This window comes from Mycobacterium sp. E2327 (assembly GCF_001672675.1).
Classification (GTDB): Bacteria; Actinomycetota; Actinomycetes; order Mycobacteriales; family Mycobacteriaceae; genus Mycobacterium.
In genome coordinates, this window is the sequence record NZ_LZKE01000119.1 from 1 (window position 1) to 25,443 (window position 25,443).

The 25,443-nt window shown below is 66.8% G+C and carries 24 protein-coding genes and 1 pseudogene; 9 read left to right on the top strand and 16 right to left on the bottom strand.

Annotated features, from left to right (window positions below; translation table 11 throughout):
• The 8 genes from A5712_RS13880 to A5712_RS13915 all read right to left on the bottom strand — a co-directional run.
• On the bottom strand, positions 1-1,529 hold a 1,529-nt coding region (locus tag A5712_RS13880; RefSeq protein ID WP_068105867.1), incomplete at its 3' end, for a virulence factor Mce family protein.
• A complete protein-coding gene (locus A5712_RS13885; RefSeq protein ID WP_068105868.1) occupies positions 1,526-2,566 on the bottom strand; it encodes a virulence factor Mce family protein in 1,041 nt (346 codons plus the stop codon). The genes A5712_RS13880 and A5712_RS13885, both read right to left, overlap by 4 nt.
• Complete coding sequence (locus A5712_RS13890; protein WP_068105873.1) at positions 2,563-3,888, bottom strand: MCE family protein; 1,326 nt, start codon at positions 3,886-3,888, stop codon at positions 2,563-2,565. Before A5712_RS13890 ends, A5712_RS13885 begins: the two co-directional genes overlap by 4 nt.
• 6 nt (positions 3,889-3,894) lie before the next feature.
• Entirely contained in the window at positions 3,895-4,767 is an 873-nt protein-coding gene (locus A5712_RS13895; RefSeq protein WP_068105876.1) for an ABC transporter permease, read from the bottom strand.
• Positions 4,767-5,480 (bottom strand): MlaE family ABC transporter permease, encoded by a 714-nt coding sequence (locus A5712_RS13900; RefSeq protein ID WP_369830390.1) that lies wholly within the window; start codon positions 5,478-5,480, stop codon positions 4,767-4,769. The genes A5712_RS13895 and A5712_RS13900 overlap by 1 nt, the downstream gene beginning before the upstream one ends.
• Before the next feature lie 650 nt (positions 5,481-6,130).
• The gene (locus A5712_RS13905) at positions 6,131-6,802 is read right to left on the bottom strand and encodes a TetR/AcrR family transcriptional regulator (protein WP_068105888.1); all 672 of its coding nucleotides are present in this window, start codon (positions 6,800-6,802) and stop codon (positions 6,131-6,133) included.
• A 79-nt stretch (positions 6,803-6,881) separates the two neighbouring features.
• Positions 6,882-7,196 carry a hypothetical protein gene (locus A5712_RS13910; protein WP_068105891.1) on the bottom strand — a complete coding sequence of 105 codons (315 nt, stop codon included), beginning with the start codon at positions 7,194-7,196 and terminating at the stop codon, positions 6,882-6,884.
• A gap of 125 nt (positions 7,197-7,321) precedes the next feature.
• The gene (locus A5712_RS13915) at positions 7,322-8,665 is read right to left on the bottom strand and encodes an acyltransferase (protein ID WP_068105894.1); all 1,344 of its coding nucleotides are present in this window, start codon (positions 8,663-8,665) and stop codon (positions 7,322-7,324) included.
• A 55-nt stretch (positions 8,666-8,720) separates the two neighbouring features.
• On the opposite strand from A5712_RS13915, the gene A5712_RS13920 reads away from it, so the two are divergent.
• Together A5712_RS13920 and A5712_RS13925 are read left to right on the top strand one after the other, a co-directional pair.
• Positions 8,721-9,692, top strand: coding sequence for an aldo/keto reductase (locus A5712_RS13920; protein WP_068106174.1), 972 nt, complete (start codon positions 8,721-8,723; stop codon positions 9,690-9,692).
• Positions 9,677-10,675: pseudogene (locus A5712_RS13925) on the top strand (NAD-dependent epimerase/dehydratase family protein). The gene A5712_RS13920 and the pseudogene A5712_RS13925 overlap by 16 nt, the downstream one beginning before the upstream one ends.
• Positions 10,676-10,678: 3 nt before the next feature.
• Here the strand turns inward: A5712_RS13925 and A5712_RS13930 are convergent.
• Positions 10,679-11,773 (bottom strand): NAD(P)-dependent oxidoreductase, encoded by a 1,095-nt coding sequence (locus A5712_RS13930; protein ID WP_068105897.1) that lies wholly within the window; start codon positions 11,771-11,773, stop codon positions 10,679-10,681.
• 7 nt (positions 11,774-11,780) lie between these two features.
• Positions 11,781-12,299 (bottom strand): nuclear transport factor 2 family protein, encoded by a 519-nt coding sequence (locus tag A5712_RS13935; RefSeq protein ID WP_068106176.1) that lies wholly within the window; start codon positions 12,297-12,299, stop codon positions 11,781-11,783.
• Positions 12,300-12,468: 169 nt separating this feature from the next.
• Between A5712_RS13935 and A5712_RS13940 the strand changes: the two genes are divergently transcribed.
• From A5712_RS13940 to A5712_RS13965, 6 genes are all read left to right on the top strand, one after another.
• Positions 12,469-13,512, top strand: coding sequence for an NAD(P)-dependent alcohol dehydrogenase (locus A5712_RS13940; protein WP_068105899.1), 1,044 nt, complete (start codon positions 12,469-12,471; stop codon positions 13,510-13,512).
• Positions 13,509-13,874: a DUF1801 domain-containing protein gene (locus A5712_RS13945; RefSeq protein ID WP_068105902.1), complete on the top strand. Its 366-nt coding sequence runs from the start codon at positions 13,509-13,511 to the stop codon at positions 13,872-13,874. Before A5712_RS13940 ends, A5712_RS13945 begins: the two co-directional genes overlap by 4 nt.
• A gap of 87 nt (positions 13,875-13,961) precedes the next feature.
• Positions 13,962-15,209: an acyl-CoA dehydrogenase family protein gene (locus A5712_RS13950; RefSeq protein ID WP_068105905.1), complete on the top strand. Its 1,248-nt coding sequence runs from the start codon at positions 13,962-13,964 to the stop codon at positions 15,207-15,209.
• Positions 15,206-16,081 (top strand): hypothetical protein, encoded by an 876-nt coding sequence (locus A5712_RS13955; RefSeq protein WP_068105908.1) that lies wholly within the window; start codon positions 15,206-15,208, stop codon positions 16,079-16,081. The genes A5712_RS13950 and A5712_RS13955 overlap by 4 nt, the downstream gene beginning before the upstream one ends.
• Positions 16,082-16,300: 219 nt before the next feature.
• On the top strand, positions 16,301-16,642 hold the full coding sequence (locus A5712_RS13960; protein WP_068105910.1) for a DUF732 domain-containing protein: 342 nt from the start codon (positions 16,301-16,303) through the stop codon (positions 16,640-16,642).
• A 111-nt stretch (positions 16,643-16,753) separates the two neighbouring features.
• Positions 16,754-17,536 (top strand): SDR family oxidoreductase, encoded by a 783-nt coding sequence (locus tag A5712_RS13965; protein WP_068105913.1) that lies wholly within the window; start codon positions 16,754-16,756, stop codon positions 17,534-17,536.
• A gap of 82 nt (positions 17,537-17,618) precedes the next feature.
• On the opposite strand, the gene A5712_RS13970 is transcribed toward A5712_RS13965, so the two are convergent.
• The 4 genes from A5712_RS13970 to A5712_RS13985 form a co-directional block, all read right to left on the bottom strand.
• The gene (locus tag A5712_RS13970; protein ID WP_068105915.1) at positions 17,619-20,516 is read right to left on the bottom strand and encodes an RND family transporter; all 2,898 of its coding nucleotides are present in this window, start codon (positions 20,514-20,516) and stop codon (positions 17,619-17,621) included.
• Entirely contained in the window at positions 20,513-20,947 is a 435-nt protein-coding gene (locus A5712_RS13975) for an MmpS family transport accessory protein (protein WP_197519382.1), read from the bottom strand. Before A5712_RS13975 ends, A5712_RS13970 begins: the two co-directional genes overlap by 4 nt.
• A gap of 238 nt (positions 20,948-21,185) precedes the next feature.
• Positions 21,186-21,803 (bottom strand): TetR/AcrR family transcriptional regulator, encoded by a 618-nt coding sequence (locus A5712_RS13980; protein ID WP_082973430.1) that lies wholly within the window; start codon positions 21,801-21,803, stop codon positions 21,186-21,188.
• Positions 21,804-21,842: 39 nt separating this feature from the next.
• Positions 21,843-22,769: an alpha/beta hydrolase gene (locus A5712_RS13985; RefSeq protein WP_068105921.1), complete on the bottom strand. Its 927-nt coding sequence runs from the start codon at positions 22,767-22,769 to the stop codon at positions 21,843-21,845.
• A 97-nt stretch (positions 22,770-22,866) separates the two neighbouring features.
• Between A5712_RS13985 and A5712_RS13990 the strand changes: the two genes are divergently transcribed.
• Positions 22,867-24,216, top strand: coding sequence for an aldehyde dehydrogenase (locus A5712_RS13990; protein ID WP_197519386.1), 1,350 nt, complete (start codon positions 22,867-22,869; stop codon positions 24,214-24,216).
• Positions 24,217-24,283: 67 nt separating this feature from the next.
• Here the strand turns inward: A5712_RS13990 and A5712_RS13995 are convergent, their stop codons facing one another.
• Both A5712_RS13995 and A5712_RS14000 read right to left on the bottom strand, forming a co-directional pair.
• Positions 24,284-24,889 carry a methylated-DNA--[protein]-cysteine S-methyltransferase gene (locus A5712_RS13995; RefSeq protein WP_068105925.1) on the bottom strand — a complete coding sequence of 202 codons (606 nt, stop codon included), beginning with the start codon at positions 24,887-24,889 and terminating at the stop codon, positions 24,284-24,286.
• Positions 24,886-25,392 (bottom strand): RNA polymerase sigma factor, encoded by a 507-nt coding sequence (locus A5712_RS14000; protein WP_068105927.1) that lies wholly within the window; start codon positions 25,390-25,392, stop codon positions 24,886-24,888. Before A5712_RS14000 ends, A5712_RS13995 begins: the two co-directional genes overlap by 4 nt.
• Positions 25,393-25,443 lie beyond the last annotated feature (51 nt).

Consider the following 25,443-nt stretch of genomic DNA (forward strand, 5'->3'; position numbering starts at 1 on the left):
CCTCCCGTGCCGCCGGGATTGATGAACGGGGCCGGCAGTTGATTCCCGGGTCCGGCCGGTGCGGGTGGCCCCGGAGGCAGGGCGGGCGCGAACGTTGACGGTGGCGGCAGCGGCCCGGCGGGCTGCAGGTTCTCGGAGCGCGCGCCCGGCGGTGCCTGGGTGGGCAGTGGCACGGGTGTGCCCGGCACCTCCGGGGGCGGATCGCCCGGCCGCCCGGCGATCGCGATCCCCGGCGTCGGGGGCAGGCCGTTCGGGTTCGGCGGCGAGGCCTGCACGTCCATCGGCGCCGGGAAGCTGCCGCCGAACGGGCCGACGGTTACGCCCGTGCACGGCAACGGGTTCCACGGCCGGGGCAGCGCGTCGGCCGGTGGTGTGTACGAACACGCCGTTCCCGGCGGGACGGCCGGTCCCGGATGGTCGGGCGTGCCCTCCAGCACCGGAGGTGCCGGCGGTGGCGCCCCGTTGGGGAACCGGGTCCCGTTCGGGTCGGGCCAGCGGAACTCGGGCAGCCCGGCGCTGCGCCAGAAGTCCTCCGGATCGATACCTCGTTTCTTGAAGGCGGCATCGACGAACGGCTGCAGGATCCAGTACGGCAAGAGGTTGGACAGCACGATCTTGAAGTACGGTCCCGACGCGACGGATTCGCCCAGCGATGCGGCGAATTGGCTGACATAGGTGAGGGTTTGGGCCAGGTCGTCCTTGCGCGCCACCAGCACGTCGGTGATGGCGTGCAACTGCTCCAGCACGGGGTTGAGGCTCGGGTTGTCGTTGATGAACCCCTGCACCTGCGTCGAGAAGGCCGATACGTTTTGCAGCAGGGCGTCGATGGCCCGGCCGCGCTCGTTGAACGCGACCAGCAGCGTCTTGGCGTTGACCAGCAATCGGTTGATCTGTTCGCTGCGGTCACCGAGCACGCCGGCCACCTGGTGGGCCTGTGCGAGCAGGTGCTTGATCTGTTCGTCGCGCTTGCCGATGGTGTCGGAGAACTTGGTCAACCCGTCGAGCGTGGCGCTCAGGTGCGGGTAAGTCTGGTCGATGGTCTGCGACAAGACGTTCAGCGAACGCTTGACGGTGTCGATGTCCCAGCCGGCGGCGGCCCTGGTGATGTCGAAGTTCGCGTCGTAGAGCTGATAGGGGGTGGTGCTTTGGCTCAGCGGCAAGACGCTGCCCGGCTTCAACGTCTGGTTTCCGCGCGGCTCGATCTCGAGAACTTTCTTGCCCAGGATGGTGTCGGTCTTGATCGCGAGCCGGCTCTCGGTGCCGATGGTGTTGGCGCCGATGTCGAACTTGATCAGGACATGGTCGCCGTCGATCGCGAAGGACTCCACCTTGCCGACATTCACACCGGAGATGCGCACCTTGTCGCCCTTGTTCAGCTGGCCGGTGTCGGTGAACTGACCGTAGAAGCTCGGAGTGGCGAAGATCATCGGCACACTGGTGAAGCTTTGGCCGACCACGACGCCGAGAATCAACACCGTGATGCCCATGAGACCCACGCGGCTGCGGTTGAATTCGGTCAGCGTTCTCATTGCGGCGAGCACCTGCCCGTGGGCTGCTGCCAAATACGGACCGTCCGGACCGGGCCCCCGGCCTGCAGCCCGTTCCACTTGATCGTCAGGTCGCAGAGGTAGAAGTTCACCCAGTCGCCGTAGAGGCCGATGCTGCGCCCGATCAGGTTGAGCGCGGTCGGCGTCTTGTGGATCAGATCGCTGAGCTGATCGCGTTGGTCCACGAGCGGCTGCTGGAGCGCCTGCAGGTAGTCGATCTCCTTGTGCAGCAGAGCGCGGTTGTCGGCCAGCAGGTTGGCCACGGTTCCGGCGGCGTTGCTGATGTTCGCGGTGCCGGCGGCAAGCGGGTCGGCGTGGTTTTCCAGCCCGGTGATCAACCGCTCGAAGTTGTCGACCGTCTGGTCGAATTCCTTGCGATGCCGAACCGTGGTGTCCAGCACCACATTCAGATTCTTGACCACCTCGCCGATTGCCTCGTCACGCTCCGCGAGGTGCGAGGTCAGCTGCGCGGTCTGGTCGAGGATATCGTTGATGGTGCCGCCCTGACCCTGAAACACGGTGATGATCGCCGACGCGATGGTGTTGACCTTTTCCGGATCCAGCGCCCGGAACAGGGGTTTGAAACCACCGATCAGGGCGTCGAGGTCTAAGGCCGGTGAGGTTCGGGACAGCGGGATGAATCCGCCCGGCGGCAGCACGCGATCGGCACCCGCACCCTCGCCGCGCTTGAGTTCCAGGAAGCGGTTGGCGAACAGGTCGAGATAGCGGATCTGGGCCGTCGTCGACTGGTAGAGCGGAATCGAGCGGTCGACGGCGAAGTCCACCTGCGCCTTGCGGCCACCGTCGACCAGGCGCACCTTCTTGACCTTGCCAACCTCCACTCCGGAGGCGCGGACGAACTGGCCGTCTTTGAGGCCGCTGGCGTTGCTGAACTCCGCGGTATAGCTGTTGGTGCGGTTGAAGCGCAGCTGCGCGAACACGACCACGATCGAGACGGTGATCAGCGCCAGCACCAACGAGACGATGCCGAGCTTGATTGCGGAGCCGGTGATTTTCATGGGTTGATCGTGTTGTCCCCGACTTGGCGGCCCCACACGTACTCGATGGCGTACGGCGAGCCGGTGTCCAGATGGTTGTACGGCGCGAGGCTGGCGCCGGTGTCCAGCACCAGCTCGGGCGCGGGCCACAGGTCATGGGTGATGGCTTGCCAGCAACCCGGCGCACCCCCGGGTCCGCCGCGAGCGTTCACCCGCGGCAGATTGTCCGGGTAGACATAAGGATTCGGCGCGCCGCCCACCAGTCCGGCCAGCCCGAGGAGCCCCATGGTGGCCACCGTGCCGGCCAGCCCGGGGAGCGTCAGGATGCCGCCCAACCCCGACGTCAGCTCGGTCATCGTCCTCAGCGCGTAGCCGTTGCCGCCGCCCGTCGTCGCGAAGGCCGCGGGCTCTTCGTCGTAGTAATTGCGGATGGTGCAGAAGAATTCGGGGCTGTAGGTGTCGAGCAGCTGGGCGGTGGGCACCAGATCCGCGGCGCCCCGCTGGAAGTAGGGGCCGCCGCGGGCGAAGATGTCCTCACCCGTGTTGCCCAACCCGGCCGCGGCCAGCAACGCGGCGTCCAGGTCGGCCTCCTGCCGGTGCAGGGTGCGCGCCGTGACCACCGCGTGGTTAAGGGAGTCCAACAGATCCGGTGCGGCGTTCGCGTAGGTGTCGCCGAGGTCCGCCAGCCGCGCAATGTCGTGGCGGATCTGCGGCATTTGCGGATTGATGTCGTCAAGGATGGTGTTGCCGTTGACGATCGACTGCCCGAACTTGTCACCCAGCCCGGTCAGTGCCTGCGCCGCCGCGGCCAGCGTGAGGTTCACCTTGACCGGATCGACCTTGTCCGCGATCGAGGTGATCGTCCCGAACAACGTGTTGAACTCCGTCGTCACCGACCGCGCCTCGATCACCTGACTCGTGGTAACGCGTTGCGCCGTCGGGTTTTTCGGTGAGGTCAACGACACGTATTTGTTGCCGAACACGGTGGTCGCCTTGATATTGGCCTCAACGTTGGCCGGGATCAGGTCGATGTACTTGGGCTGGACGTCCAAGACGAACTTGGCCGCCGGCACGCCATCGCGCTGGATCTGCGAAATGCTGGCCACCCGGCCGATTTCCACCCCGTTGTAGGTGACCTTCGAATTCGGATCCATCACCAAGCCGGACCGGGGGGCCACCATCGTCAGGGGCGTCTTCGGCGTGAGCCGGCCCCGGAACTGCAGCCACACGAACGACAACACCACCGCGGCGATCACCAGGAACACCGCGGCCGTGGTCTTGTAGGGCGGGATCCGTGGCGGGTGATCCTTGATTTGCGGGGCCGCCGCTGTCCGAGTCGTCATGGGCGGCTACACCGTGAGGTTGAAGTTCGGGCTCTTGCCGTAGACCGCCATCGCGGTCAGGACGACGACGACGACGATCGTGATCAACGACAGCCGCATCGACCGGCCGACGGCTTCGCCGACGCCGACCGGCCCGCCGCTGGCGGTGTAGCCGTAGTAGCAGTGGGTGGTCATCACGACCACCGCGACCAGGATCACCTCCGCGAACGACCAGCCCACGTCGTTGAGGCGCAGGAATGTGTGGAAGTAGTGGTTGTAGGTGCCGGCGGACTGCCCGTAGAAGAAAACCGTGGTGACCTGCTGGGACACGAAGGCCAGGGTGATCGCCAACCCGTAGAGCGGGATGATGACGACGAGACCCGCCACCACCCGGGTGGACGCCAAAAAGGCGACCGACCGGATGCTCATCACCTCCAGCGCGTCGATCTCCTCGCTGATGCGCATGGCGCCCAGTTCCGCGGTGGCGCCGGCACCAACCGTCGCGGCCAACGCCTGACCGGCGGCCACGGGCGCCACGAACCGCACGTTGACCAGCGCGGCCAAGAACCCGGTGAACGCCTCGACACCGATGTTGCCCAGCGTCGCGTAGCCCTGGATGGCGACCAGCGAGCCCGCGGACAGGGTGATGAAGCCGACGATGGCGGCGGTGCCGCCGACCACGGCCATGGCGCCGGTGCCCATGCCCATCTGGGCGACCATCCGCAACATTTCTTTGCGGTAGCGGCGCATGGCGAAGGGGATCTGCCCGACGGCGGTCATCGCGAACCAGACCATCTGCCCGATCTCGACCAGTGCCCGGGCCGGGGCCTCGCCGTATCGGCTGAGGCTGGCCCATGAGAAGCGGGCGGGCGCCGTGGATTCCGCTGCGGTGACCGTCATCAGCGCCCCGTCCCGAACCGGACGCCGATGGTGGTCAGCGCCGCGTTGACCGCGAACAAGGCGATGAAGCACAGCACCACCGTCTCGTTGACCGCGGTGCCCAGACCCTTGGACCCGCCGCGGACGATGAGCCCGCGGTAACAGCCGACGAGGCCGGCGATCAGCCCGAACGTCGCGGCCTTGATGAACGCGATCACCACCTCCGGCAGGCCGGTCAGCGCCGTCAACGTGGACAGGTAGGCACCGCTCGAGACGTTCTGCAGGTAGACGCTGAAGAGGTAGCCGCCCCCGAGGCCGACGGCGACCACGAGGCCGTTGAGCAGCACCGCGACCATCGTTGAGGCGACGACGCGTGGCACCACCAGCCGGTGGATCGGGTCGATGCCGAGTACCTCGAGCGCGTCGATCTCCTCGCGGATGGTGCGGGCGCCGAGGTCGGCGCAGATGGCGGTGCCTCCCGCGCCGGCGACCACCAGCACCGTCACGATCGGGCCGAGCTGGGTGACCGCGCCGATCGCGGCACCGGCACCGGAGACGTCGGCAGCGCCGATCTCGGCGAGCAGCAGGTTGAGCGTGAAGATCAGCAGCACGGTCTCAGGGATGGACACCGCGATCGTCGGCAGCAGCGACACCCGCATGAGGAACCAGCCGGTCCAGATGAACTCGCGCCACTCGAACGGCTGCCTCAGGGCCTTGCCGGTCAGCACGCACATCCGGAAGAACCCGCCGGCGACTTCGGTGCCCGGCCGGATCCGCTGGCCCACTTTGCCGGCAAACGAGTGCGTAGTGGTCATCGGCGCAGACCCCGGCGCGGATGCGTGACGGATTGCGGCTCTTGTGCCGGCCGTTCACGTGAGCGACGCGGCGGCGCGGGGGAGCGGCGGAGCCAGCCGGCGTGATTCCGATTCACGGCCCTGCCCTTAGGGTAGGTACGCCCCGAAAATCGGCGCGGCAGAGCGCTTTTCGATGGTGGCTCGAGAGATGACGCCTGCCGGCTGCCGCGCGACGCGATCGGTCCCAACGGTGCTCGACGCGACCCCCGGCGTCGCGCATCATGCCGTTCGAGGTGCTGGCTCACTCCGTGGTCCTCCCAGGCGGCGGCCCGGGTCCCCGCCCTCCGGCCCGTCGCCGCCATCGTTTGCGCCACGCTGCAACTATCGCATTAGACCGTACGTGCGGTCAATAAATCGCAAATCTCGCCCGCTTTCGCCCAAATCATGGTGCCGATCCGCGTAACGCCCGGTTTTATCAGGGCTTCTTGTGTTTCATGGCGGCTGCCGGCGCAAGCCAGCTCAGCGGTATGTCATGCACGCCGACTATCGGCGACTTTGGCTCCCGTGCAACGCGTTTCGGCGATCGCCCGTCAGCGTCGCCCGGCCGTGACCGCGGCGAGGCACTCACGCACCACCGTGACGACGGCGGCGGACGGGTTCGCCCACTTGGCGAGCCCGAGGCGGTCGAGCAGGAGCCCGCCCAGAAACACGTCGACGAAAGCGGCGCCGACTTCTTCGGGCGTCCGGGAATCGGCCGGATCGAACCACACCCACATCCACTCCAGCGATCCCCACAACTGCAGCGCCGCCAATTCGACGTCCACGCTTCGGAACACGCCGAGGTCGATTCCGTTGCGGATTTCGTCAATCGCGTGTGCCTGCAACTGATCGCGCAGCTTGCGTACGTGCTGCATCGCCGGGTCGTCGGACAGTTGAACCACCTCGCGCTGGCTCGCGACCGTCGCGTGGCGCGCGCTCACCTGCAGCAGTGCGGAGGCGTAAATGATTGCCGCGATGCGCTCGTGCGGGGCGGCCAGGCGATCCCAGGCCATCCGCAGCACATCGAGCTGGAGGGCCAGGTGGGTCTCTTCGAGCTCCCGCAGCATCTGGGCCTTGGTGCCGAAGTGGTGGACGATCGTGCCCTTCGACATGCCGAGTTCGTCGGCGATGTCGCCGATATTCGTTCTCTCATAGCCACGTTCGGCCACGTAGCGGACGAACGCGTCCAGAATCTCGCCACGCCTGCCAGGCGACCTGGGCATTCTTCAACCCTTCGGCATAACTAACCGTACGAACGGTCTATCATAGCGTTCGGCGGCGCGAATACACGTAACGGTTTGGTCAGCGGGGCCCGCGGCGTGCGGGGCCGGACCCGTCCGGTGCCGTCACGACATACATGTCCTCGCCGGGCGCGGAGCTGATCTCACCGGCTGCGTACACGGTCAGAAGTTCGGCGCCATCACGATCGGCGACGCACACGTAGGCGTCCGTCTCGGCGTCGTATTCGAAACTATCCCAAGCCAATACAAACGCTAGGCAGTTGCCGTCGCGGTCCAGAACGACGAGCTTGTGTACGCCGGATTCCTTCAATACTTGGGCATCCCGGGCGCACCCTTGAGGGCCGTGGTTGTTGGTGACCGCTAGGCTGTCTAACATCTGCGTACTCCCTTTGCGAGGGCGTTGGGACCTGCCAGAGACGTTTCTCCCAGATACGGCCTCCGACCAGGGCATTACGGCCCCTCTCAAGGGGTCGTAAGTCGCTTGCCAAACGGGCCGGGCCGTTATCCCCGGGGCGCCCGAGTCCTCCCTGTCGCCGGTGCCGGATCGAGCGCGCTCCGGCCGGTCCTGGTCGGGCGAAGCGCCACCAGCAGCACGCCGCCGGCGAACAACGCGGTGGTCACCCACGGTAGGCGGCCGTCCGGCGCGAACCCCGCGTAGGCGAAGAAATGTAGGCCAGCGGCGGCCAGCGCGGCACCGACCAGCATGGTCACTTCCCCCCAGCGCTCCGTAAGGGGCACACCCAGCATGGGCAGCGGGGCCGCGAAAACACGCCGCAACGACCACAACAACACGAGCTCGACTGCCGTCACGACGCCGAGGACGACCACCCACTCCAGCCGGGCCAGCCACCACAGGCCCGTTCCCTCCGGCGGTTGGGGCAGCAGGCCCGCCGGATACGCGACGATCGCAACGATCACGACCGGGATCATGTGCCAGAGGTAAAGCGCCATCACGTTGTTGTTGCCGATGGCCAGCGCCCGCTTGACCCGGGCGGCGCGCAGCGCGCGGTTCAGCGCGGGGGCGAGCGTTATCGCCAGCCCGCCCTGCGCGCATCCGAACGCCAGCAGCGCCGCGGTGGGTGGCGTCGTGTTGTCGATCGTCTGCCCGGGAACGCCGATCATGCTGACCGGATACATCCCCAGCCCGATCAGCAGCCCGAGCGCGATCGCCGAGCAGGCGGCCAGCACCACCGCTCTGCGGCCGCCCAGTAGCCCTCCGCGCCAAGCGATCCCGAGCTGGTAGAACGCCCCCCAGCACAGCAGGTAGTTGACCCAGCCAAGGTTATGCACGTGGGCACCGATCGAGAGGGCGTCCACCGCCAGGACCCCCACCCCCAACGCCGCCGGCGCCAGGAGCCCCCAACGACGATGCGCCGCAACCGCAATCGGGGTCAGCGAAACGACGATCAGGTAGACGGCCAGGAACCACAAATGCATTGCGACGGCCCAACCCGCGTACTCCATCGTCGTACGGGCCACATGGCCGACGTCGAGAACCGCAACCACCACCAACACCAGCGCCACGTAGACCGCCGTCGGGCCCAGCACGCGGGCCAGCCGGTGCCGAAGCCAGGCCTGGCGCGACACACCGTCGGTTTCGCGCCGATGCGTCCAGGACAACGCGCCGGCGTAGCCGGCGACCAGAAAGAACGTCGGAACCGCCTGGAAGGGCCAGGTCAGCCATTGGGTCCACGGTATGTCGACGAGCGGGTTCTGCCGACCGAAGGAGCCGTCGTGATAGGTCACCGAGCCGGCCAACCAATGCCCCAGCACGATCAGGATCACACCCGACACGCGGTAGAAGTCGACCGCCAGATTGCGGGCCGGTCGCGCTGTGTCCTGCACGAACGCAACCGTACCCGCCCGGTGGCCCCGAGGAGCCCGGCGCACAATGGGGGCCATGAAACGGGCTCATCTCGCGCAACTCGAAGTCGGACGCCTCGGCCTGGGCGCGATGGGCATGTCCGTCGCGTACGCAGGCGCCGGCACCGACGACGCCGAATCGATTCGCACCATCCATCGCGCCATCGACCTCGGTGTCACGTTGATCGACACGGCGGAGGTCTACGGGCCCTACGTGAACGAGGAACTCGTCGCCCGCGCCCTGCAGGGCCGCCGCGACCGGGTGGTGCTGGCGACAAAGTTCGGCCTGATCTCGCACACCGGCCGTAACGGCCTCGACAGCAGCCCGGCCAACATCCGCACCGCGGTGGAGGGATCCCTGAAGAGGCTGGCGACCGATCACATCGACCTCTACTACCAACATCGCCTCGATCGCGAGACCCCGATCGAAGACACGATCGGTGCCCTGGCCGAGCTGGTGGCGGCCGGAAAGATCCGGCACATCGGTCTTTCCGAGGTGGGCGTCAACACCATCCGCCGGGCCCAGGCCGTGCATCCCATCACCGCTGTGCAGTCGGAATACTCCGTGTGGACCCGCGACCCCGAGGACGGGGTGCTCGACGTGCTACGCGAACTCGGCATCGGGTTCGTCGCCTACTCGCCGCTGGGCCGCGGGTTCCTCACCGGCGCCATCCGCTCCAACGGAGAGCTCCCCGACAGCGACTACCGCAAGACCAACCCCCGCTTCTTCGACGAGAACTTCCAGCACAACCTGCGCAGCGCGGACGAGCTCCGCGACATCGCCGCCGACGCGGGGGCCACCCCGGCCCAGGTGGCATTGGCCTGGCTGCTGGCGAAAGGTCCTGACATCGTGCCGATTCCGGGGACCAAGCGCGTCGCCCGCCTGGAAGAGAACGTCACCGCCGACGCCGTCGAACTCACCCCCGACCAACTGGCGAGGATCGACCGACTCACCCCACCCGTCGGCGGCCACCACGCCGAGGCGCAAATGGGATGGATCGATCGCTAGTGGTCGCCAAAAAGAAGCTGGTGATCGGGGCCAGCGGTTTCCTCGGGTCCCATGTCACGCGGCAGCTCGTCGCCTCAGGCGCCGATGTGCGAGTCATGTTGCGCCGCACCAGTTCCACCCACGGGATCGACGACCTCCCCGTCGAGCGCTGCTACGGCGACGTCTTCGACGACGACGCCCTGCGCGCCGCCATGGCCGGATGTGACGTCGTGTACTAATGCGTGGTCGACGCCCGGATGTGGCTGCGCGATCCGGCGCCGTTGTTTCGCACCAACTTCGAAGGGCTGCGGCACGTTCTGGACGCCGCCCTGGATGCCGACCTGCAGAGGTTTGTATACACCAGCACCACGGGCTCTTTGGCGATCAGCGACAGCCGGCCGGTCACCGAAGGCGACCCGCACAACTGGGACCAGGGCGGCCCCTACATCGAGGCTCGGGTGGCCGGCGAGAACCTGCTGCTGTCGTACGCCCGGGAGCGGGGGCTGCCCGCCGTGGCGATGTGCATCTCCACCACCTACGGTCCCGGCGATTGGGCGCCGACGCCGCACGGCTCCCTGATCGCCCTCGTCGCCAAGGGCCGTTTCCCGTTCTACTTCGGCTACTCGTCGGAGGTCGTGGGCATCGAGGACGCCGCCAGGGCAATGCTTTTGGCCGCGGAACGGGGACGAAACGGCGAGCGCTACATCGTGTCCGACCGATACATGAGCGGCCGGGAGCTGCACCAGATCGCCGCCACCGCCGTCGGCAGGCGCCCGCCGCGCATCGGCATCCCGATTTCGGTGGTGCGCGCCGGTGCGCGCGTCAACGATCTGGCGGCGCGGCTGCTGCGCCGAGACCTTCCGTTCGCCTACGCGGGAATTCGTATGGCGGAGCTGATGTCGCCGCTCGACCACGGCAAGGCCGAACGCGAACTGGGGTGGAAACCGGAGCCCGTCGAAGACTCGATTCGCAAGGCCGCGATCTTCTTCGCGTCCGGCGGATAGCCCTTAATCCGAGGCGGCCAGCGCCGCCGGGCCGTACTTCTGCTCGATCAGCCCCCACGGGTCGGCGTACGGGCCACGGCCCTCGGCGCGGCGCTGCAGCTTGAGCAGGGCGCGCAGCACCGGTCGCAGGATCGGGCCCAACGCCAACAGGACGATGCGGGTACGACCCTGGGATTCGGCGACCCAGGCGGTCGACTCGTGCCAGTCGTGCTCCTGGAAGTCAAGCAGCGCTTGGGCTTCGGTGGTGTCGAACCATCCGGTGAAGCTCCAGCCGCGGTCGTCGCTTGGGTCGCCGGGCAGGCTCGCCGAGGGCCCGAGCCGGCCCAGGCCCGCCGCGGTCATCAGGTCGTCCTCGAGGTCGCGCTGCAGCATCACATACGAATCGTTGCCGCCGATCAGCAGCACCTTGCCGGCGATGCTGGCACCCCGATCGACGGCGTTGGCGAACGCCAGCGCCACGTCGCGCGCGTCCACCATGTGGATGCGGTTGTCACCGGGCATCGAGCGCATCAGGAGCAAGTGGTCGCCGCTGATGCTTGCCTGGGTATCCGGCGAGATCACCCCGCCCAGCCGAAACATCGCATACGGCAGGCCGCTGGCCCGGATCGCCGCCTCGGCCAGCACCTTGTCCTCGCCGTACTGGTCGATCGGCTGCACCGGCGTCTCCGGGGTGATCCGCTCGGGGTAGCGGTACGGATTGCGCGACCCGTAGACCGCGGCGCTGGACGCCATCAAGAACAGCGGGGGATCGGGCAGCTGGGCGGCCGCCGCCAGCAGGGTCTCGGTGCCCCCGACGTTGACTCGTCGGGCCAGCGCGGGATTGCGGTACGACGGCGGCGAAACGATGGCGGCGAGGTGAACGATCGCTTCGGGCCGATGGGTCGCGATCAGGTCGCCCACCGCCTCGGCGTCCAGTAGGTCGATGTAGGCCGCAATCAGCTTGCCGGGGCCCTGGGACAACTCCGCCGCGGCGGCCAGGGTCTTTTCGGTCCGCAGGTCGGTGGCGACGACGGTCCGTCCCCGGTCGAGCAGGATTTGCGCGCATCGCTTGCCGACCTGGCCGAACGCGCCGGTGATCAAAATGGTGCCAGCACTCATCGGCGTATCACTGCTCCATCATTCGGCCGGCGAGCTTGGTGGCGGCCCGCCGGATACGGTCGGAGATATAGATCGAGAACAGCGGGGTGACGATGTCCTCCCGCAGCCGAGTCAGCTTGGAGCTCTTGATGAGCCAGCGCCCGTCGATGCTCTCGTAGGTCTCGTGGTAGTGGCCGTACCCGACCAGCGTCACCCCCGGCCCGAAGCGAACCACATCTTGCAGCGCCCACACCCCGCGCGCCGTCGTCGCCGACGTCAGCTCGATCTCGGGCGCGTGCACCTGGTGCGCCGTCGCCTGCGTGGGGCGTCCGATGCCTTTGCGGGTGAACGCCACGAACTCGTCGGCGCCGACGATCAGCTTGCCGCCGGCCTCGGACGTGTCGCTGACGAAGTCGTCGGCGAACAGCGCCCGCCACGCCGCCCAGTCCTTGCTGTCGAGGTACCGGCAGTAGCGGGCTTTGAGCTGTTTGATGGCCTCGATCGTCAGGAGCGCGGTGGCGTGATCTGCTGCGGCGTCCCCCGTCATCGCGGGGCCCTCGCGTGACACTTCACCCCGAAACTGTAACCCGAGAAGCGATCGACGCCTCGGGTGGCGCCCAGGCGGTCTGCGCCGCCCAGGGGAATCAACGGTCGCCCGCGGATGCTTATCGTCACATCTACAGGGCGCAAGCGCCGAACGTGAGGAGCCGAATCGCATGAGCATTCCCGATCGTCAGCGTGCGGTGGTGATGCCGGGGCCCGGGGCGCCCCTCGAGACCGTGGACAGGCCGGTCGATGGACCGGGCCCGGGCCAGGCCCTGGTCAGGGTGAGGGCGTCGAGCCTGAACTTTCACGACAACATCAACCTCATGGGGCTGCTCCCGGGGCCGTGGCCGCGCGTGCCGATGAGCGACGGTGCGGGAGAGGTCGTCGCGGTCGGGCCCGGGGTGGACGGGCTGCAAGTGGGCGACCGCGTCATGGGCGCGTTCCACCCCGGTTGGCTGGATGGGCCGCCCACGCCGGAGTCGAAACGGGAGCTGCCCGGCGACACCGAAGACGGGTGGTTGCAGCAGTACCGCGTCGCCGGCGTGTCGGCTCTGGTCCGCACGCCCGCGCACCTCAGCGACGTCGAAGCCGCCACCGTGCCGTGTGCCGGCGTGACGGCCTTCAGTGCGCTGATGGAGGCCAACATCGGTGCCGGCGACGTCGTGGTGACCCAGGGGACCGGCGGCGTCTCGTTGTTCACGGTGCAGCTCGCCCGGGCGCTGGGCGCCACGGTGATTTTGACGTCGTCGTCCGACGACAAGCTGAAAATTGGATCCGATTTGGGCGCAACGCATCTCATCAACTACCGCGCGACCCCGGACTGGGAGACCGAGGTGAAGCGACTGACCGGCGGACAGGGCGCCGACCTGATCGTCGACCTCGGCGGGCCCGCTACTCTGGCGAAGTCGGTGCACTCGGCGCGGGTGGGCGGCACGGTCGCCGTGATCGGCGTCCTCAGCGGATTCGACACGGCGCCCATCTCCGTCGCGGAAGTGATGCTCAACAACCTGCGCATCGTCGGAATTACGGTGGGCAGCGTGCAGTCGCAGCGGTCCCTCTGCGATTTGATGTCGGCCACCGGCATCAAGCCCCACATCAGCCATGTCTTTGACTGGCAGCAGCTGGACGAGGCGCTGGCGGTGATGCGTGCCGGCCAACACGTCGGCAAGATCGCCATCACCATCCCCGACGAAACCACCGGAAAGGCAACATGACGGACTCTCCCTCGAAGCTAATCGACGCCAGGATCAAAGAGCTGGGCGATTGGCGCGGCGAAACGCTTTCTCGCATCCGGGAATTGATCAAGCAGGCCGACCCCGACGTGGTCGAGGAGTGGAAGTGGCGAGGTGTCCCGGTGTGGTACCACGACGGCACGATCTGCACCGGCGAGACCTACAAGAGCGTGGTCAAGGTGACGTTCGCCAAGGGCGCCTCGCTGGCGGACCCGTCGGGCCTCTTCAATTCCAGCCTCGACGGCAGCACCCGGCGCGCCATCGATTTCCACGAGGGCGACGAGGTCGACGAGGCTGCGTTCAAGGCGCTCGTTCGCGCCGCGGTGAAGCTGAACGCATCCTAGGCGACCTGTACAGTCGTCAAGCGGTGCTGTACAGTCGCCCAGCACAAGCCCGAGGAGGCCATCGGCGATGACGCACAGGCGAATTCGGTGACCGTCGAGTCGGTCGAAGAATTCCGCGGCCGCGCCAAAGCGTGGCTGGCCGCGAACCTGCCGAGGCTCGACTCTGAAGACGCCATGGTCCTCGAACGCGACGAACTGGCGTCCTGGCGGCGCGCTCGCGAATTGCAACGCAAGTTGTACGACGGCGGCTTCGCCGGGATTTGCTTTCCCCGCGAGTACGGCGGCCTCGGGCTGAGCTACGAGTACAAGAAGGCGTTCGACGCCGAGGCGGCCGCCTACGAGACGCCCTTGCTGCTCAACGTCCCGTCGTTCGCCATTTGCTGCGCGACGATTCTGGACATGGGCACCGAGGAGCAGAAGCGCACCCACGTCGGCGCGGCGCTGCGCGGCGACGAAGTGCTCGTCCAGCTGCTCTCCGAACCGAGTGGCGGTTCGGACCTCGCCGGGGTGATCACCCGCGCCGACCGCCGAGACGGACGGTGGGTCATCAACGGCGCCAAGACGTGGAGCACCTGGGCGTTCGCCGCCGACTACGGGCTGTGCCTGGCCCGAACCGACTGGGACGCACCCAAACACAACGGCCTCACGATGTTTTTGCTGCCGCTTCGACACCCCGGCGTGACGATCAACCGCATCCGCCAGGTCAATGGCTCGGTCGAATTCTGCGAGGAGTTTTTCGACGACGTCGATGTGGGCGACGACGCCGTCGTCGGGGAACCGGGCAAGGGCTGGGACGTCGCGTCACGACAGCTTTACCACGAGCGCCGCACCATGGGCGACGGCTCGGAGTACACCAGCGGACCCGGAATCGCTGAGGCCGAGGACATTTCGATCGACCTGATGTCGTTGGTCGACAGCACCAGGCAAGGGGACAGCGAACGCGTCCGCGAGATGGTGGGCCGCGTCCTGGTGCACCGGGCCGTGCACGGGCAACTGAGCGAGCACGTCTACCACGCCGTCGTCGACGGATCCTTGCCGCCCGCCGCGGGGTCGATCATCAGGCTCGACATGGCCGAGGTGCACGACGTCGAGAACGACACCGCCCTCGCCATTGCCGGTTCGGCCGGCGTGGTCGACGATGACGCGGGGCTGCTCGGTATCGGCATGCGATATCTGGGCCGTCAGATCGCCAGCATCGGGGGCGGCACCACGGAGATGGCGCGCAACGTCATTGGCGAACGGGTCCTGAACTTTCCGCGCGAGTACGCCGCCGACCGCGGTGTGCCGTTCAACCAGGTGCGCCGGGGCAAAGCGGCGAAGGGAGATCAACGGTGAGCGACCAACTTCGCGACATCCGAGAGCTGACCAACGACGCCGGCGCCTACCGCGACGAGTTGTACCGACGCTGGACCGGGCTGCTCAGCTATCGCTACATCGGCCGTAACCACTCGGCGATGAACATCGGCGAGACCGACGACACCGTGACCATTCGCCGCGACATGCGCAACGAGGCCGGCGGGCTCATGGTGGCGCCGTTGGCGATCTCGTCGCCGGAGGGATGCCAGACCGACATGGTCGCGGTGCCGAACCCGGTCATCGCGTCGGTACAGATCATCGACCCCGGCTACGACGTTTCGCGGATCGAGATCGTCGGGTCCGGCATCGTGCACCAGGGCCGGACCATGGGTTACGGCCGGTGCAAGATCGTCGACGCCGACAACCCCGACCGGGTGATTGCGTTCAACGAGGGCCAGGGAGCCGTCATCGGTGTTCCCCCGGAAGGCCTTGGCAAGATGGATGTTTCGGGCACCGAGCTGGTGATCGAGGATTCGCCCGACCTGCCCCCGCTGTGGCAGGCCTTCGGGGCCGACAAGCGCGACGACGGGCATTGGGTGCTGCCCGCGCTGAGCGCCGAGCTCGCCTCGCCGGACGCCGCGCTGCACATCGGGCCTCAGCACGTGGTCCTCGAGACCGCCGCAACCGACCTGGCCGCCGAGGTCGCCGGCACCCGGAAGCTTCAGGTCATCAGCTGGCACGTGATGTTCATGTCCCGCGGCAAGGTGGGCCCCTTCCGCGTCGAGGGCACGGCGCATGCCGGTGGGCCCGGACGCATCGGCGTGCGCATGCTCCTGCACGACGAAGGAAACGCGGACAAGGCCGTCACTTCCGCCGCAGCGATCTTCGAAACGGTGACCCGCGGCATTTAATTCAGCCGGAATTAACGACCAACGGCCGGTAAACCTTCCTGCCTCGTCGGCCGCGGCGTGCGTCGGCCCTTGACGGGCGTGACCTGGCGAGCAATGATCTTTGCCGTATGCAATCATCGATGCTAGACACGGTAAATGTTAGAAACAGTCCGACGTGTAATTTCAGCGGTTTGGGTCAATCCGAACTAGGTGTCGAGCCTTGAATGTGATGGGGGAACGATGAAGCAGCACCGGATTGTTGGGAAGATTTCTGCCTGCGCGCTCGGTGCGCTGGCCACTCTCATGCTGGCTCCGTCGAGCGTCGCGCGCGCCGACCAGACGGACCAGGACTTTACGGAATACCTGCAGGCGCATGGCGTCGACCTCGGTGGCCCGGCAATGGACGTGAAGGCGGCCCAGGTCATGTGCAAAGACCTCGACGCCGGCTACAGCCAGAAGGACGAGATAGACCAACTGACCGGCTCGCATCGGCTGAACCAGGGCCAAGCCCAAATGTTCGTCGCCGCGGCTACCGCGGATTACTGCCCCGCAAAGCACCCGGCGAGCAAGCCCAGCAAGTAACGGCGTTCGTCGGGTCGCGACTGCGGGGATCGCGACGCGTCGCGGCCCTGGTCATACATCTGTGTGCGTCTGTATGGTGCAAAAAACGCACCGGATGACAGGAGACGCACAGTGGCAGAACGGTTGGCGGGGAAGGTCGCGCTCGTCAGTGGCGGGGCTCGGGGGATGGGCGCATCACACGTGCGGACCCTGGTCGCCGAGGGGGCCAAGGTGGTGTTCGGCGACATCCTCGACGACGAGGGCAAGGCCGTCGCGGCCGAGCTCGGCGACACCGTTCGCTACGTGCATCTGGACGTCACCAAACCCGAACAGTGGGAAGCCGCGGTGGCCACCGCCGTGACCGAGTTCGGCGGGGTCGACGTCCTGGTGAACAACGCCGGCATCATCAACATCGGCACGTTTGAGGACTACGAGCTCTCGGAGTGGCAACGCATCCTCGACATCAACCTCACGGGAGTGTTCCTCGGCATCCGCGCCGTGGTGAAACCCATGAAGGAAGCGGGACGGGGATCGATCATCAACATCTCCTCGATCGAAGGCATGGCCGGCACCATCGGTTGCCATGGGTACACCGCAACCAAATTCGCGGTCCGCGGGTTGACCAAGTCGGCCGCACTGGAACTGGGGCCCAGCGGAATCCGGGTCAACTCGATTCATCCCGGGCTCATCAAGACGCCGATGACCGAGTGGGTCCCCGAAGACATCTTCAATACCGCGGTGGGCCGGATCGGCGAGCCGAAGGAGGTGTCCAGTCTCGTGGTGTATCTGGCCAGCGACGAGTCCAGCTACTCGACCGGCTCGGAGTTCGTGGTCGACGGCGGCACCACCGCGGGCCTGGCACACAAGGACTTCTCCGTGGTCGACGCCAGCCAGCAGCCCGAGTGGGTGACCTAGCCTCTCGCCGAGACTGCGCCCAGCGCTAGAGAATTGGTGCCAAGCACGCGCTGTGCGCAGGCTCGGCGACTCGCTCCCTAGTTCAGGGCGCCACCGCGAACGATTCGCGCTCCTTCGCCGGCGTGGGCCACGGCGCAGGCAGCGGCCGCTGCCGCACCCGTTGCGGCCACCAGAACCACTTGCCCAGCAGCGCGGCGATCGACGGCATCATCAATGACCGCACGATCAGCGTGTCGAAGAGCAGGCCGAGGCCGATCGTGGTGCCGACCTGGCCGATGACCGTGAGTTCACTGACCGCCATCGTCATCATCGTGAACGCGAACACCAGGCCCGCCGACGTGACCACCGACCCGGTCCCTCCCATCGCGCGGATGATGCCCGTGTTCAGGCCGGCGTGGATCTCCTCCTTGAACCGGGCCACCAGCAGCAGGTTGTAGTCGGCCCCGACGGCCAGCAGGATGATGACCGACATCGCCAGCACCATCCAGTGCAGTTCGATGCCGATCAGGTGTTGCCAGATGAGGACCGAGAGTCCAAAGGATGCGCCCAGCGAGATCAGGACGGTGCCCACGATCACGGCCGAGCCGACGACGCTGCGCGTGATGATCAGCATGATGATGAAAATCAGGCACAGCGAGGCGATTCCGGCGATCAGCAGGTCATAGTTGCTGCCGTCCTGCATGTCCTTGTAGGTGGCCGCGGTGCCGCCGAGGTAGATCTTGGAGCCCTCCAGCGGCGTTCCCTTGAGCGATTCGTAAGCGGCCTTCTTGATCGCGTCGATGTGCGAAATGCCCTCTGGCGTCATGGGATCGCCGTCATGGCTGATGATGAACCGCACGGCGTGGCCGTCGGGCGAAAGGAAGTTCTTCATGCCCTTCTTGAACTCGGCGTTGTTGAACGTCTCCGGGGGCAGGTAGAACGAGTCGTCGTTCTTGGAGGCGTCGAACGCCTTGCCCATGGCGTTGGAGTTCTTCTGTGCCTCGTTCTGCTGATCCTGCAGGCCCTTCTGGGTCGAATACATGGTCAGCATCGTCGTTTTCATGGCCCGCATGTTCTCGATCATGGAGGGCATCAGCGCCACCATCTGGGGCATCAGCGTGTCGAGATGATCCATGATCGGCAACAGGCTCTGGATGTCGTCGGTCATCGTGTCGATGCCGTCGAGGGCGTCGAACACCGACCGAATCGAGAAGCACACCGGGATGTCGTAGCAGTGCTTCTCCCAGTAGAAGTAGCTGCGGATCGGCCGGAAGAAGTCCTCGAAATCGGCCATGTGCTGGCGCAATTCCTGGATGTCGATGGTCATGTCATGCATTTTCCTGACCATCACGTGCATGTCGTCGGCCATCTGCGCGGTGATGCTTTGCATCTTTTCCATGCTGTCGATGGTCGTCTGCATCATGTCGGCCTGGTGCAGCATGTCGGCCATCTGATCCGCTTGGTACTTCTGATTCATCTGCTGGGTGACGCCCTGCATGCTGATCTGGAACGGGATCGAGGTGTGCTCGATCGGAGTGCCCTGCGGACGGGTGATCGCCTGCACGCGCGAAATTCCGGGCACCCGGAAGATCGACTTGGCGATCTTGTCGATGACCAGGAAATCGGCGGAATTGCGTAGGTCGTGGTCACTTTCGATCATCAGCAGCTCGGGGTTCATCCGGGCGTTCGAGAAGTGCCGGTCCGCCGCCGCATAACCGGCGTTCGCCGGCAGATCGGCGGGCAGGTATTTGCGGTCGTTGTAATTGGTCCGGTAGCCGGGCAGGGTCAGCAGGCCGATGAGTGCGATCGCGATCGTCACGATCAGAACGGGGCCGGGCCACCGGACGACGACGGCCCCGACCTTGCGCCAGCCGCGGGTCCGCTGCGCCCGCCTGGGCTCCAGCGTCTGGCGGAACCGCGACGCCACCGAGATCACCGCGGGGCCGAGCGTGAGAGCTGCCGCGACGACGACCACCATGCCGATGGCCAATGGGATGCCCAGCGTCTGGAAGTAGGGCAGGTTGGTGAAGTGCAGGCAGAACGTCGCGCCGGCGATGGTCAGGCCGGAGCCGGCCACCACGTGCGCGGTGCCGCCAAACATGGTGTAGTACGCGTCTTCTCGCGATTCGCCGACCGACCGGGCCTCCTGATATCGGCCGATCAGGAAGATCGCATAGTCGGTCGCGGCCGCGATTGCCAGCGTCACCAACAGGTTCGTGGCGAAGGTGGACAGCCCGATGATGTTGTAGTAGCCGAGGAACGCCACCATGCCGCGCGCCGCGGAGAGTTCGAGCACCACCATCACCAACGTGAGCAGCACCGTGATGATGGACCGGTAGACCATCAGCAGCATCGCGATGATCACGACGAACGTGACGGTCGTGATCACCTGCAGGCTGCGGTCGCCGGCGATGTGCTGATCCGCTTGCACGGCGGCGGGCCCGGTGACGTAGGCCTTGACCCCGTTGGGCGCCGGCAGGCTCTTGACGATGTTCTGCACGGCCTCGACCGACTCGTTGGCCAGGGCCTCGCCCTGGTTGCCCGCGAGGTAGACCTGGACATAGGCGGCCTTGCCGTCATTGCTCTGGACGCCGGCCCCACTCAAGGGATCGCTCCACATGTCCTGGACGTGTTCGACGTGTTTGGTGTCGGCGTCCAGCTTTTTGACCATCTGGTCGTAGTAGGCGTGCGCGTCGTTGCCCAACGGGTTTTGGCCCTCGAGGACGATCATCACCGAGCTGTTGGACTTGTACTCGTGGAACACGTCACCCATGTGTTTGGTCGCGATGACCGACTGCGCGTCGTCCGGGCTCATCGACACCGAGCGCATCTTCCCGACCTCGTCCAGCTGCGGGACGATCGTGTTGAGCACCGCGATGATCGCGATCCAGCCGAGAACGATTGGCAGGGCGAACTTTCGGATGATTCGCGGGATCGCCGGGCGCTCCGCGTGTCTGGCGACCGGAAGGGTATCGGTCGGGTGTTCGGTGCTTGCGCTCATGCGGATTTCACCAAGCAAAAGGTCAGGGCGTGCACGCCGTTGGTTATGTTCTCGTCCTTCACTTCGTCGTCGATCGTGATGCGACAACCGAGGCGGTCACCGTCGCTTTGGGCAGAAAGGTTCGGGAACACCGACGGGGCCGTCGTGCTCAGGACCAGCGTCCAGGGCAGCGGCGCGTCGTCGACGCGTTTCGGGTCGGCGGACAGATCGAGGTAGTTGACGTTGGCGTGGCTGGCCGAACCGAAGATCTCGTATTTGACGACCTTGGGCTTGAACGGCTTGGAATCGTCCTGCCGGGGGCTGGTCATGACGCCGGTGTCGTTGGCAGCGAAGAACGTCTTGACCCGCGCCACGGTGAACCCGCCGATCACCACCACCGCGACGATCAACAGCGGCAACCACGCGTTGCGCACGATCCTGGATAGCTGCACCTGCGTGGATTCCTCTCCTGGTCAATCAACGGTGCCGCATCACCCGCTAGGTGATCACCGCATTACGTTGCGCCACAACGAAGTTCATGACCCGCCGCGATCTGTACGGTCTGAGCCGTCGGGCCCCTGGAAATCTGCCCTGCATCGTCGAACCCCCGCCTGATGCCACCAAAGCATAGTACATCGCCTGCAGAGTTTGCAGACAGTGCAAAAAAGTGATCTAGCTAACTATCCGGGCTCACTTCGCGAAGATGCTGTTGACCAGCGCGGCCGCGCGTTCGACGTAGGGCATCGGGGTGTCGTCGGAATCCTTCGGCACGCCACTGGCCCAGCGCTCGATGCCCGACCGCACGGCGGTCAACGCCAGCGCGGCGATCAAGGCGGGTATCTCGTCTTCCGGCCGCATCGCCTGGCGGCGGGCGACGATGTCGGTCAGCTGGTTCTGGAACCGCTCCAGCTCGGCGAGAAAGGCGGCCATGACGGCGGGGCTGGTCTTGGCGAGCTCGAGCATCCCGACGGCCTGTTCGCGTCGTGGGGGCACGTCGCGGAGATGGTGCGCCGCCAGCGTGATCAGCTCCGCCAGGATCACCCGATACGGTGCCGGCCCGGCCGCGACGAAATCTTCGGCCAGCTCCGGGGGCAGGTCGGAGGGGCCGTAGGCGATTGCCGATTCCTTGGTGGGGAAGTAGTTGAAGAACGTCCGCGTCGAGATTCCCGCCTCGACGCAGATCTCCTCGATGGTCACCTTGTCGAAACCGCGGCTGGTCGTCAGGCGCACCGCGGCGTCGCGGATGTCCGCGCTCGTCTGGCGACGACGTCGCTCGCGAAGACCCATAGGGTGGCACTGATTGCGCATGACACTCATCGTTGCACGATACGCAAACTTTGCAGTCAACTAGCCGTGCGGAGCGAGGGCCGCGCGCAGGTGAGCGCACTGACTGGCGAAGAACTTCACCGAAATCGGCGCCTTGTCCGCGATCTGATCGAACGCGTGAAACGCGCCCGGGACGATCTCTTCGTGGACGGGCACCCCGGCCTGCCGCAGGCGCCGCCCGTAGTCCAAGCACTCCTCGTAGAACAGGTCCAGCGTCCCGACGCCGATCCAGGCCGGCGGCAGGCCCGAGAGGTCTTCTCGACGGGCCGGCGCCGCCTCGCGAGGATCCGCGCCATTGAGGTACCACCGCCACGCCAGCTGATTGTCGGTTTCGGTCCACATCAGCCGCTTGTGGCCGTCGTGCCCGGCGCCGGTGCGGTCGTCGAGCATCGGGTAGACCAGCATCTGGAACGCGAGGTTGACGTCGCCGCGATCGTGCGCCCGCTGTGCAACCGCGGCCGCGAAATGCCCACCGGCACTGGCCCCGCCGACGGCGACGCGGTCCGAGTCGGCCCACGGTTGGCGCGCCAACCACCGCAACGCCGCGTAGCAGTCCTCGACCGGGATCGGATAAGGGTGCTCCGGCGCCAGCCGGTGTTCCACCGCGGCCACCGCGACACCGGTGAGGTGTGACAGCCTGCGTAGAAACTTGTCGTCCTGCGCGGCATGTCCCATGATCGTGCCGCCACCGTGGATCCACAGCATCGCCGGCGCCGGATGGGGAAGGCCGACGGGACGGTGCAGGCGAACCGTGACGTGCTCGTTGACGGTGGCCACCGGGACATTTCGCAGCCGGCCCGCGTTGCCCATCAGGTTCATCAGCGCGCGTTGCACCCGGTAGCCGCGCTGCAGGGCGTATCCGCGGGGCAAGAAGTGGGCCGCCTTGCGCAGGCCGGGATCCAACACATGCCGCGACGTGAAGGCCTTGCCGGCGTGGGTTTTTGCCATCCCGTGCCCTCCGCTCCAGTGCGCCGACCATACAAGACGTGGTCATGAACTGATTGGCCCGCGCACCGAGAGGGTAAACGGGGTCGTGGCTTCGACCATGACCAAGGTCATCAACGTCCTGGATCCCCGCACCGGCGACCAAGTGACGCAGGTGCCCGTCACCGAGCCGTCGGACTGTGACGATGCGGTGCGGCGCGCCGCGGATGCCGCCGCCGGCTGGGCGCGCACGGCGCCCGCCGACCGGGCCGAGGCCATCGCGGCGGCCGCGGCCGACGTCCGCGGTGCCGCCGACGAACTCGCCGAACTGAACGAGCGGGAAACGGGGAAACTGGGCGACGACGCTCGCGGTGGCGTGGAGGCCGGGGTGGGCACCCTGTTGCAGTACGCCCAACTCGGCCCGTTGCATCGCGGGCGCAGCCTGCAGGGCGATTGGTCGGCAACCGATCTGATGATCCCGCAGCCGCGCGGTGTCGTCGCGGTGCTCACGCCCTGGAACGACCCCGTCGCGGTGGCCGCCGGACTGCTCGGCGCGGCGCTCGTCACCGGAAACACCGTGGTCCACAAGCCCAGTGAGCGCTGCCCGGGGACCGGTCGGCGGTTCGCCGAGCTGCTGGCCGCGCGTCTGCCCGAGGGCGTGCTCGAAATCGTCGACGGCGACGGCACGGTCGGTGCGCGGTTGGCCGAGTCGGAGCGCGTCGACGTGGTCGCGCACGTCGGCAGCAGCGCGACCGGCCGGGAGATCGCCCGGGCCTGCGTGGAACGCGGCGCCAAGGCGCTGCTGGAGAACGGCGGAAACGACGCCCTAATCGTCGACGCGGACGTCGATCCCCGCTGGGCGGCTGGCCAGGCGGCACTTGGCGCCTTCGCCAACGCGGGTCAGATCTGTGTGTCGGTCGAGCGCGTGTATGTGGTCCAGCCGATCGCCGACGAGTTCGTCGATGCGTTGGTCGACGAGGCCTTGGCGTGGGCCGAAAGGATCGGGCCGTTAGTGGACCAGGGCCACCGCGAGCACGTGCACGCCCACGTCGAGGACGCGGTGCGACGCGGCGCCCACGTCCTGGCGGGCGGCGAACCGCGTCCGGGACCGGGTTCGTTCTATCCGCCGACCGTGCTGACGGACTGCGCGCCGGACATGCTGGTGCTGCGCGAGGAGACGTTTGGTCCGATCGCGCCGGTGCGCATGGTGCCCGACTTCGCCGCGGCCTTGGCCGAGGCCGCCGACGACCGCTTCGGCCTCGCCGCCACGGTGCTGACCGGAGACATGGCGCACGCGCAGGAGGCGTGGCGCAGCCTCCCGGTCGGCACCGTAAAGATCAACAACGTATTCGGGGGAGCCCCCGGAGGAGCGTCCGAGCCGCGCCGGGCCAGCGGCACCGGCTTCGGCTTCGGTCCGGAGCTGCTCGACGAGATGACCACCACGAAGGTGGTGCACTGGTCGCCGCTTTGATTGGTCGCGAAAGTGCAACTACGGACGCGTCCACTCGAGAAACGTGCCGGCAGTTGCACTTTCGCGGCTAGGCTTGGTTCCGTTCCAGGTCGAGCAGGACGCGCTTGGCGGTCGGGCCGCCGCGGTAGGCGCCCACGGCTCCGTCGGACCGGATCACCCGATGACACGGCACGAAGATAGGGATCGGGTTCGTCGCGCACGCCGTGCCGACGGCGCGGACGGCCTTGGGGGAACCGGACAGTCGGGCCAAGGTGGCGTAACTCGCGGTGTTGCCGTAGGCGACGTCGGCGTTGAGGTGTTCCAGCACCGTGCGCCGAAAACCTTGTGAAAGCGACCAGTCCAGCGCGACGTCAAACTTGTGGCGGCGGCCGGTGAAGTATTCGTCGAGTTGTTGCGCGAAAGGGTCCAGCCGTGGGCGCGATTCGAGCACGCGCGGACTGATGCGCTCCGCGAGGTTCTGCAGCACGCTGTCGCGGTCTTCGTTGGCGAACGCCACCCGCAACAGCCCCTGGGGGGTGGCCGCCAACAGTAGCGGTCCGACGTCGGAGTCCACTGTGCGATAGGCGATGTCGAGCAGATCGCCGGCCTGGGCGTCCCTTTCCAGGCGTGCGTGCAGGCGCCGGAGCCGATCGCGATCGACCGGATAGTGCTGGGTGAGATCCATTGCGGTCATTCATGATTCCTTGTCGTATCGATGCGGGGATAGGTGCGGCGGAGGGTGGCGATACCGTCGGCGGCGGCCCGGCGAGCAGCGTCGACGCTGCTGTCGAGGATCACCGCGATCTCGGCGTAGGGCAGGCCGGCCAGATAGTGGTACGCGACGGCCTGGCGCTGTTTGGGTGGCAGCGCGCTCACCGCGGCGTCCAGGTCGAGATCGTGCGCGTCGGCCCGCTCGGCGGCGGGGGAGTCGGGCGGATCGGCGACGGGGGCGGCCCGTCGCGCGGCACCGCGCGCGATGTCAATGGCTTTACGGTGTGCGATGGTCACCAGCCACGCTTCGACGTTGGCGTCGGCGGGCAGCTGCGGGTAGGCCTTCAAGGCGGCCAAGAACGTGTCCGACCAGGCGTCATCGGCGTCGACGTGCCCGATCACCGCGCGGACGACCCGCCACACCGTGGCGCCGTGTCGAGCCACGACAGCCTCGAAAGGTGGCTTGACGTGCCGATCGACATTCATCCCGATGCCATTTCCTCCGTGACAATCCGCACTCTCATTGTGAAGACGCGG

What these genes read in the sequence shown, in the direction of transcription:
- A5712_RS13885 (WP_068105868.1), bottom strand. Translation starts at nt 2,566, where the DNA reads ATGAAAATCACCGGCTCCGCAATCAAGCTCGGCATCGTCTCGTTGGTG.
- A5712_RS13890 (WP_068105873.1), bottom strand. Translation starts at nt 3,888, where the DNA reads ATGACGACTCGGACAGCGGCGGCCCCGCAAATCAAGGATCACCCGCCA.
- A5712_RS13895 (WP_068105876.1), bottom strand. Translation starts at nt 4,767, where the DNA reads ATGACGGTCACCGCAGCGGAATCCACGGCGCCCGCCCGCTTCTCATGG.
- A5712_RS13900 (WP_369830390.1), bottom strand. Translation starts at nt 5,480, where the DNA reads ATGTGCGTGCTGACCGGCAAGGCCCTGAGGCAGCCGTTCGAGTGGCGC.
- A5712_RS13905 (WP_068105888.1), bottom strand. Translation starts at nt 6,802, where the DNA reads ATGCCCAGGTCGCCTGGCAGGCGTGGCGAGATTCTGGACGCGTTCGTC.
- A5712_RS13910 (WP_068105891.1), bottom strand. Translation starts at nt 7,196, where the DNA reads ATGTTAGACAGCCTAGCGGTCACCAACAACCACGGCCCTCAAGGGTGC.
- A5712_RS13920 (WP_068106174.1), top strand. Translation starts at nt 8,721, where the DNA reads ATGAAACGGGCTCATCTCGCGCAACTCGAAGTCGGACGCCTCGGCCTG.
- A5712_RS13930 (WP_068105897.1), bottom strand. Translation starts at nt 11,773, where the DNA reads ATGAGTGCTGGCACCATTTTGATCACCGGCGCGTTCGGCCAGGTCGGC.
- A5712_RS13935 (WP_068106176.1), bottom strand. Translation starts at nt 12,299, where the DNA reads ATGACGGGGGACGCCGCAGCAGATCACGCCACCGCGCTCCTGACGATC.
- A5712_RS13940 (WP_068105899.1), top strand. Translation starts at nt 12,469, where the DNA reads ATGAGCATTCCCGATCGTCAGCGTGCGGTGGTGATGCCGGGGCCCGGG.
- A5712_RS13945 (WP_068105902.1), top strand. Translation starts at nt 13,509, where the DNA reads ATGACGGACTCTCCCTCGAAGCTAATCGACGCCAGGATCAAAGAGCTG.
- A5712_RS13960 (WP_068105910.1), top strand. Translation starts at nt 16,301, where the DNA reads ATGAAGCAGCACCGGATTGTTGGGAAGATTTCTGCCTGCGCGCTCGGT.
- A5712_RS13970 (WP_068105915.1), bottom strand. Translation starts at nt 20,516, where the DNA reads ATGAGCGCAAGCACCGAACACCCGACCGATACCCTTCCGGTCGCCAGA.
- A5712_RS13980 (WP_082973430.1), bottom strand. Translation starts at nt 21,803, where the DNA reads ATGCGCAATCAGTGCCACCCTATGGGTCTTCGCGAGCGACGTCGTCGC.
- A5712_RS13985 (WP_068105921.1), bottom strand. Translation starts at nt 22,769, where the DNA reads ATGGCAAAAACCCACGCCGGCAAGGCCTTCACGTCGCGGCATGTGTTG.
- A5712_RS13990 (WP_197519386.1), top strand. Translation starts at nt 22,867, where the DNA reads ATGACCAAGGTCATCAACGTCCTGGATCCCCGCACCGGCGACCAAGTG.
- A5712_RS13995 (WP_068105925.1), bottom strand. Translation starts at nt 24,889, where the DNA reads ATGACCGCAATGGATCTCACCCAGCACTATCCGGTCGATCGCGATCGG.
- A5712_RS14000 (WP_068105927.1), bottom strand. Translation starts at nt 25,392, where the DNA reads ATGAATGTCGATCGGCACGTCAAGCCACCTTTCGAGGCTGTCGTGGCT.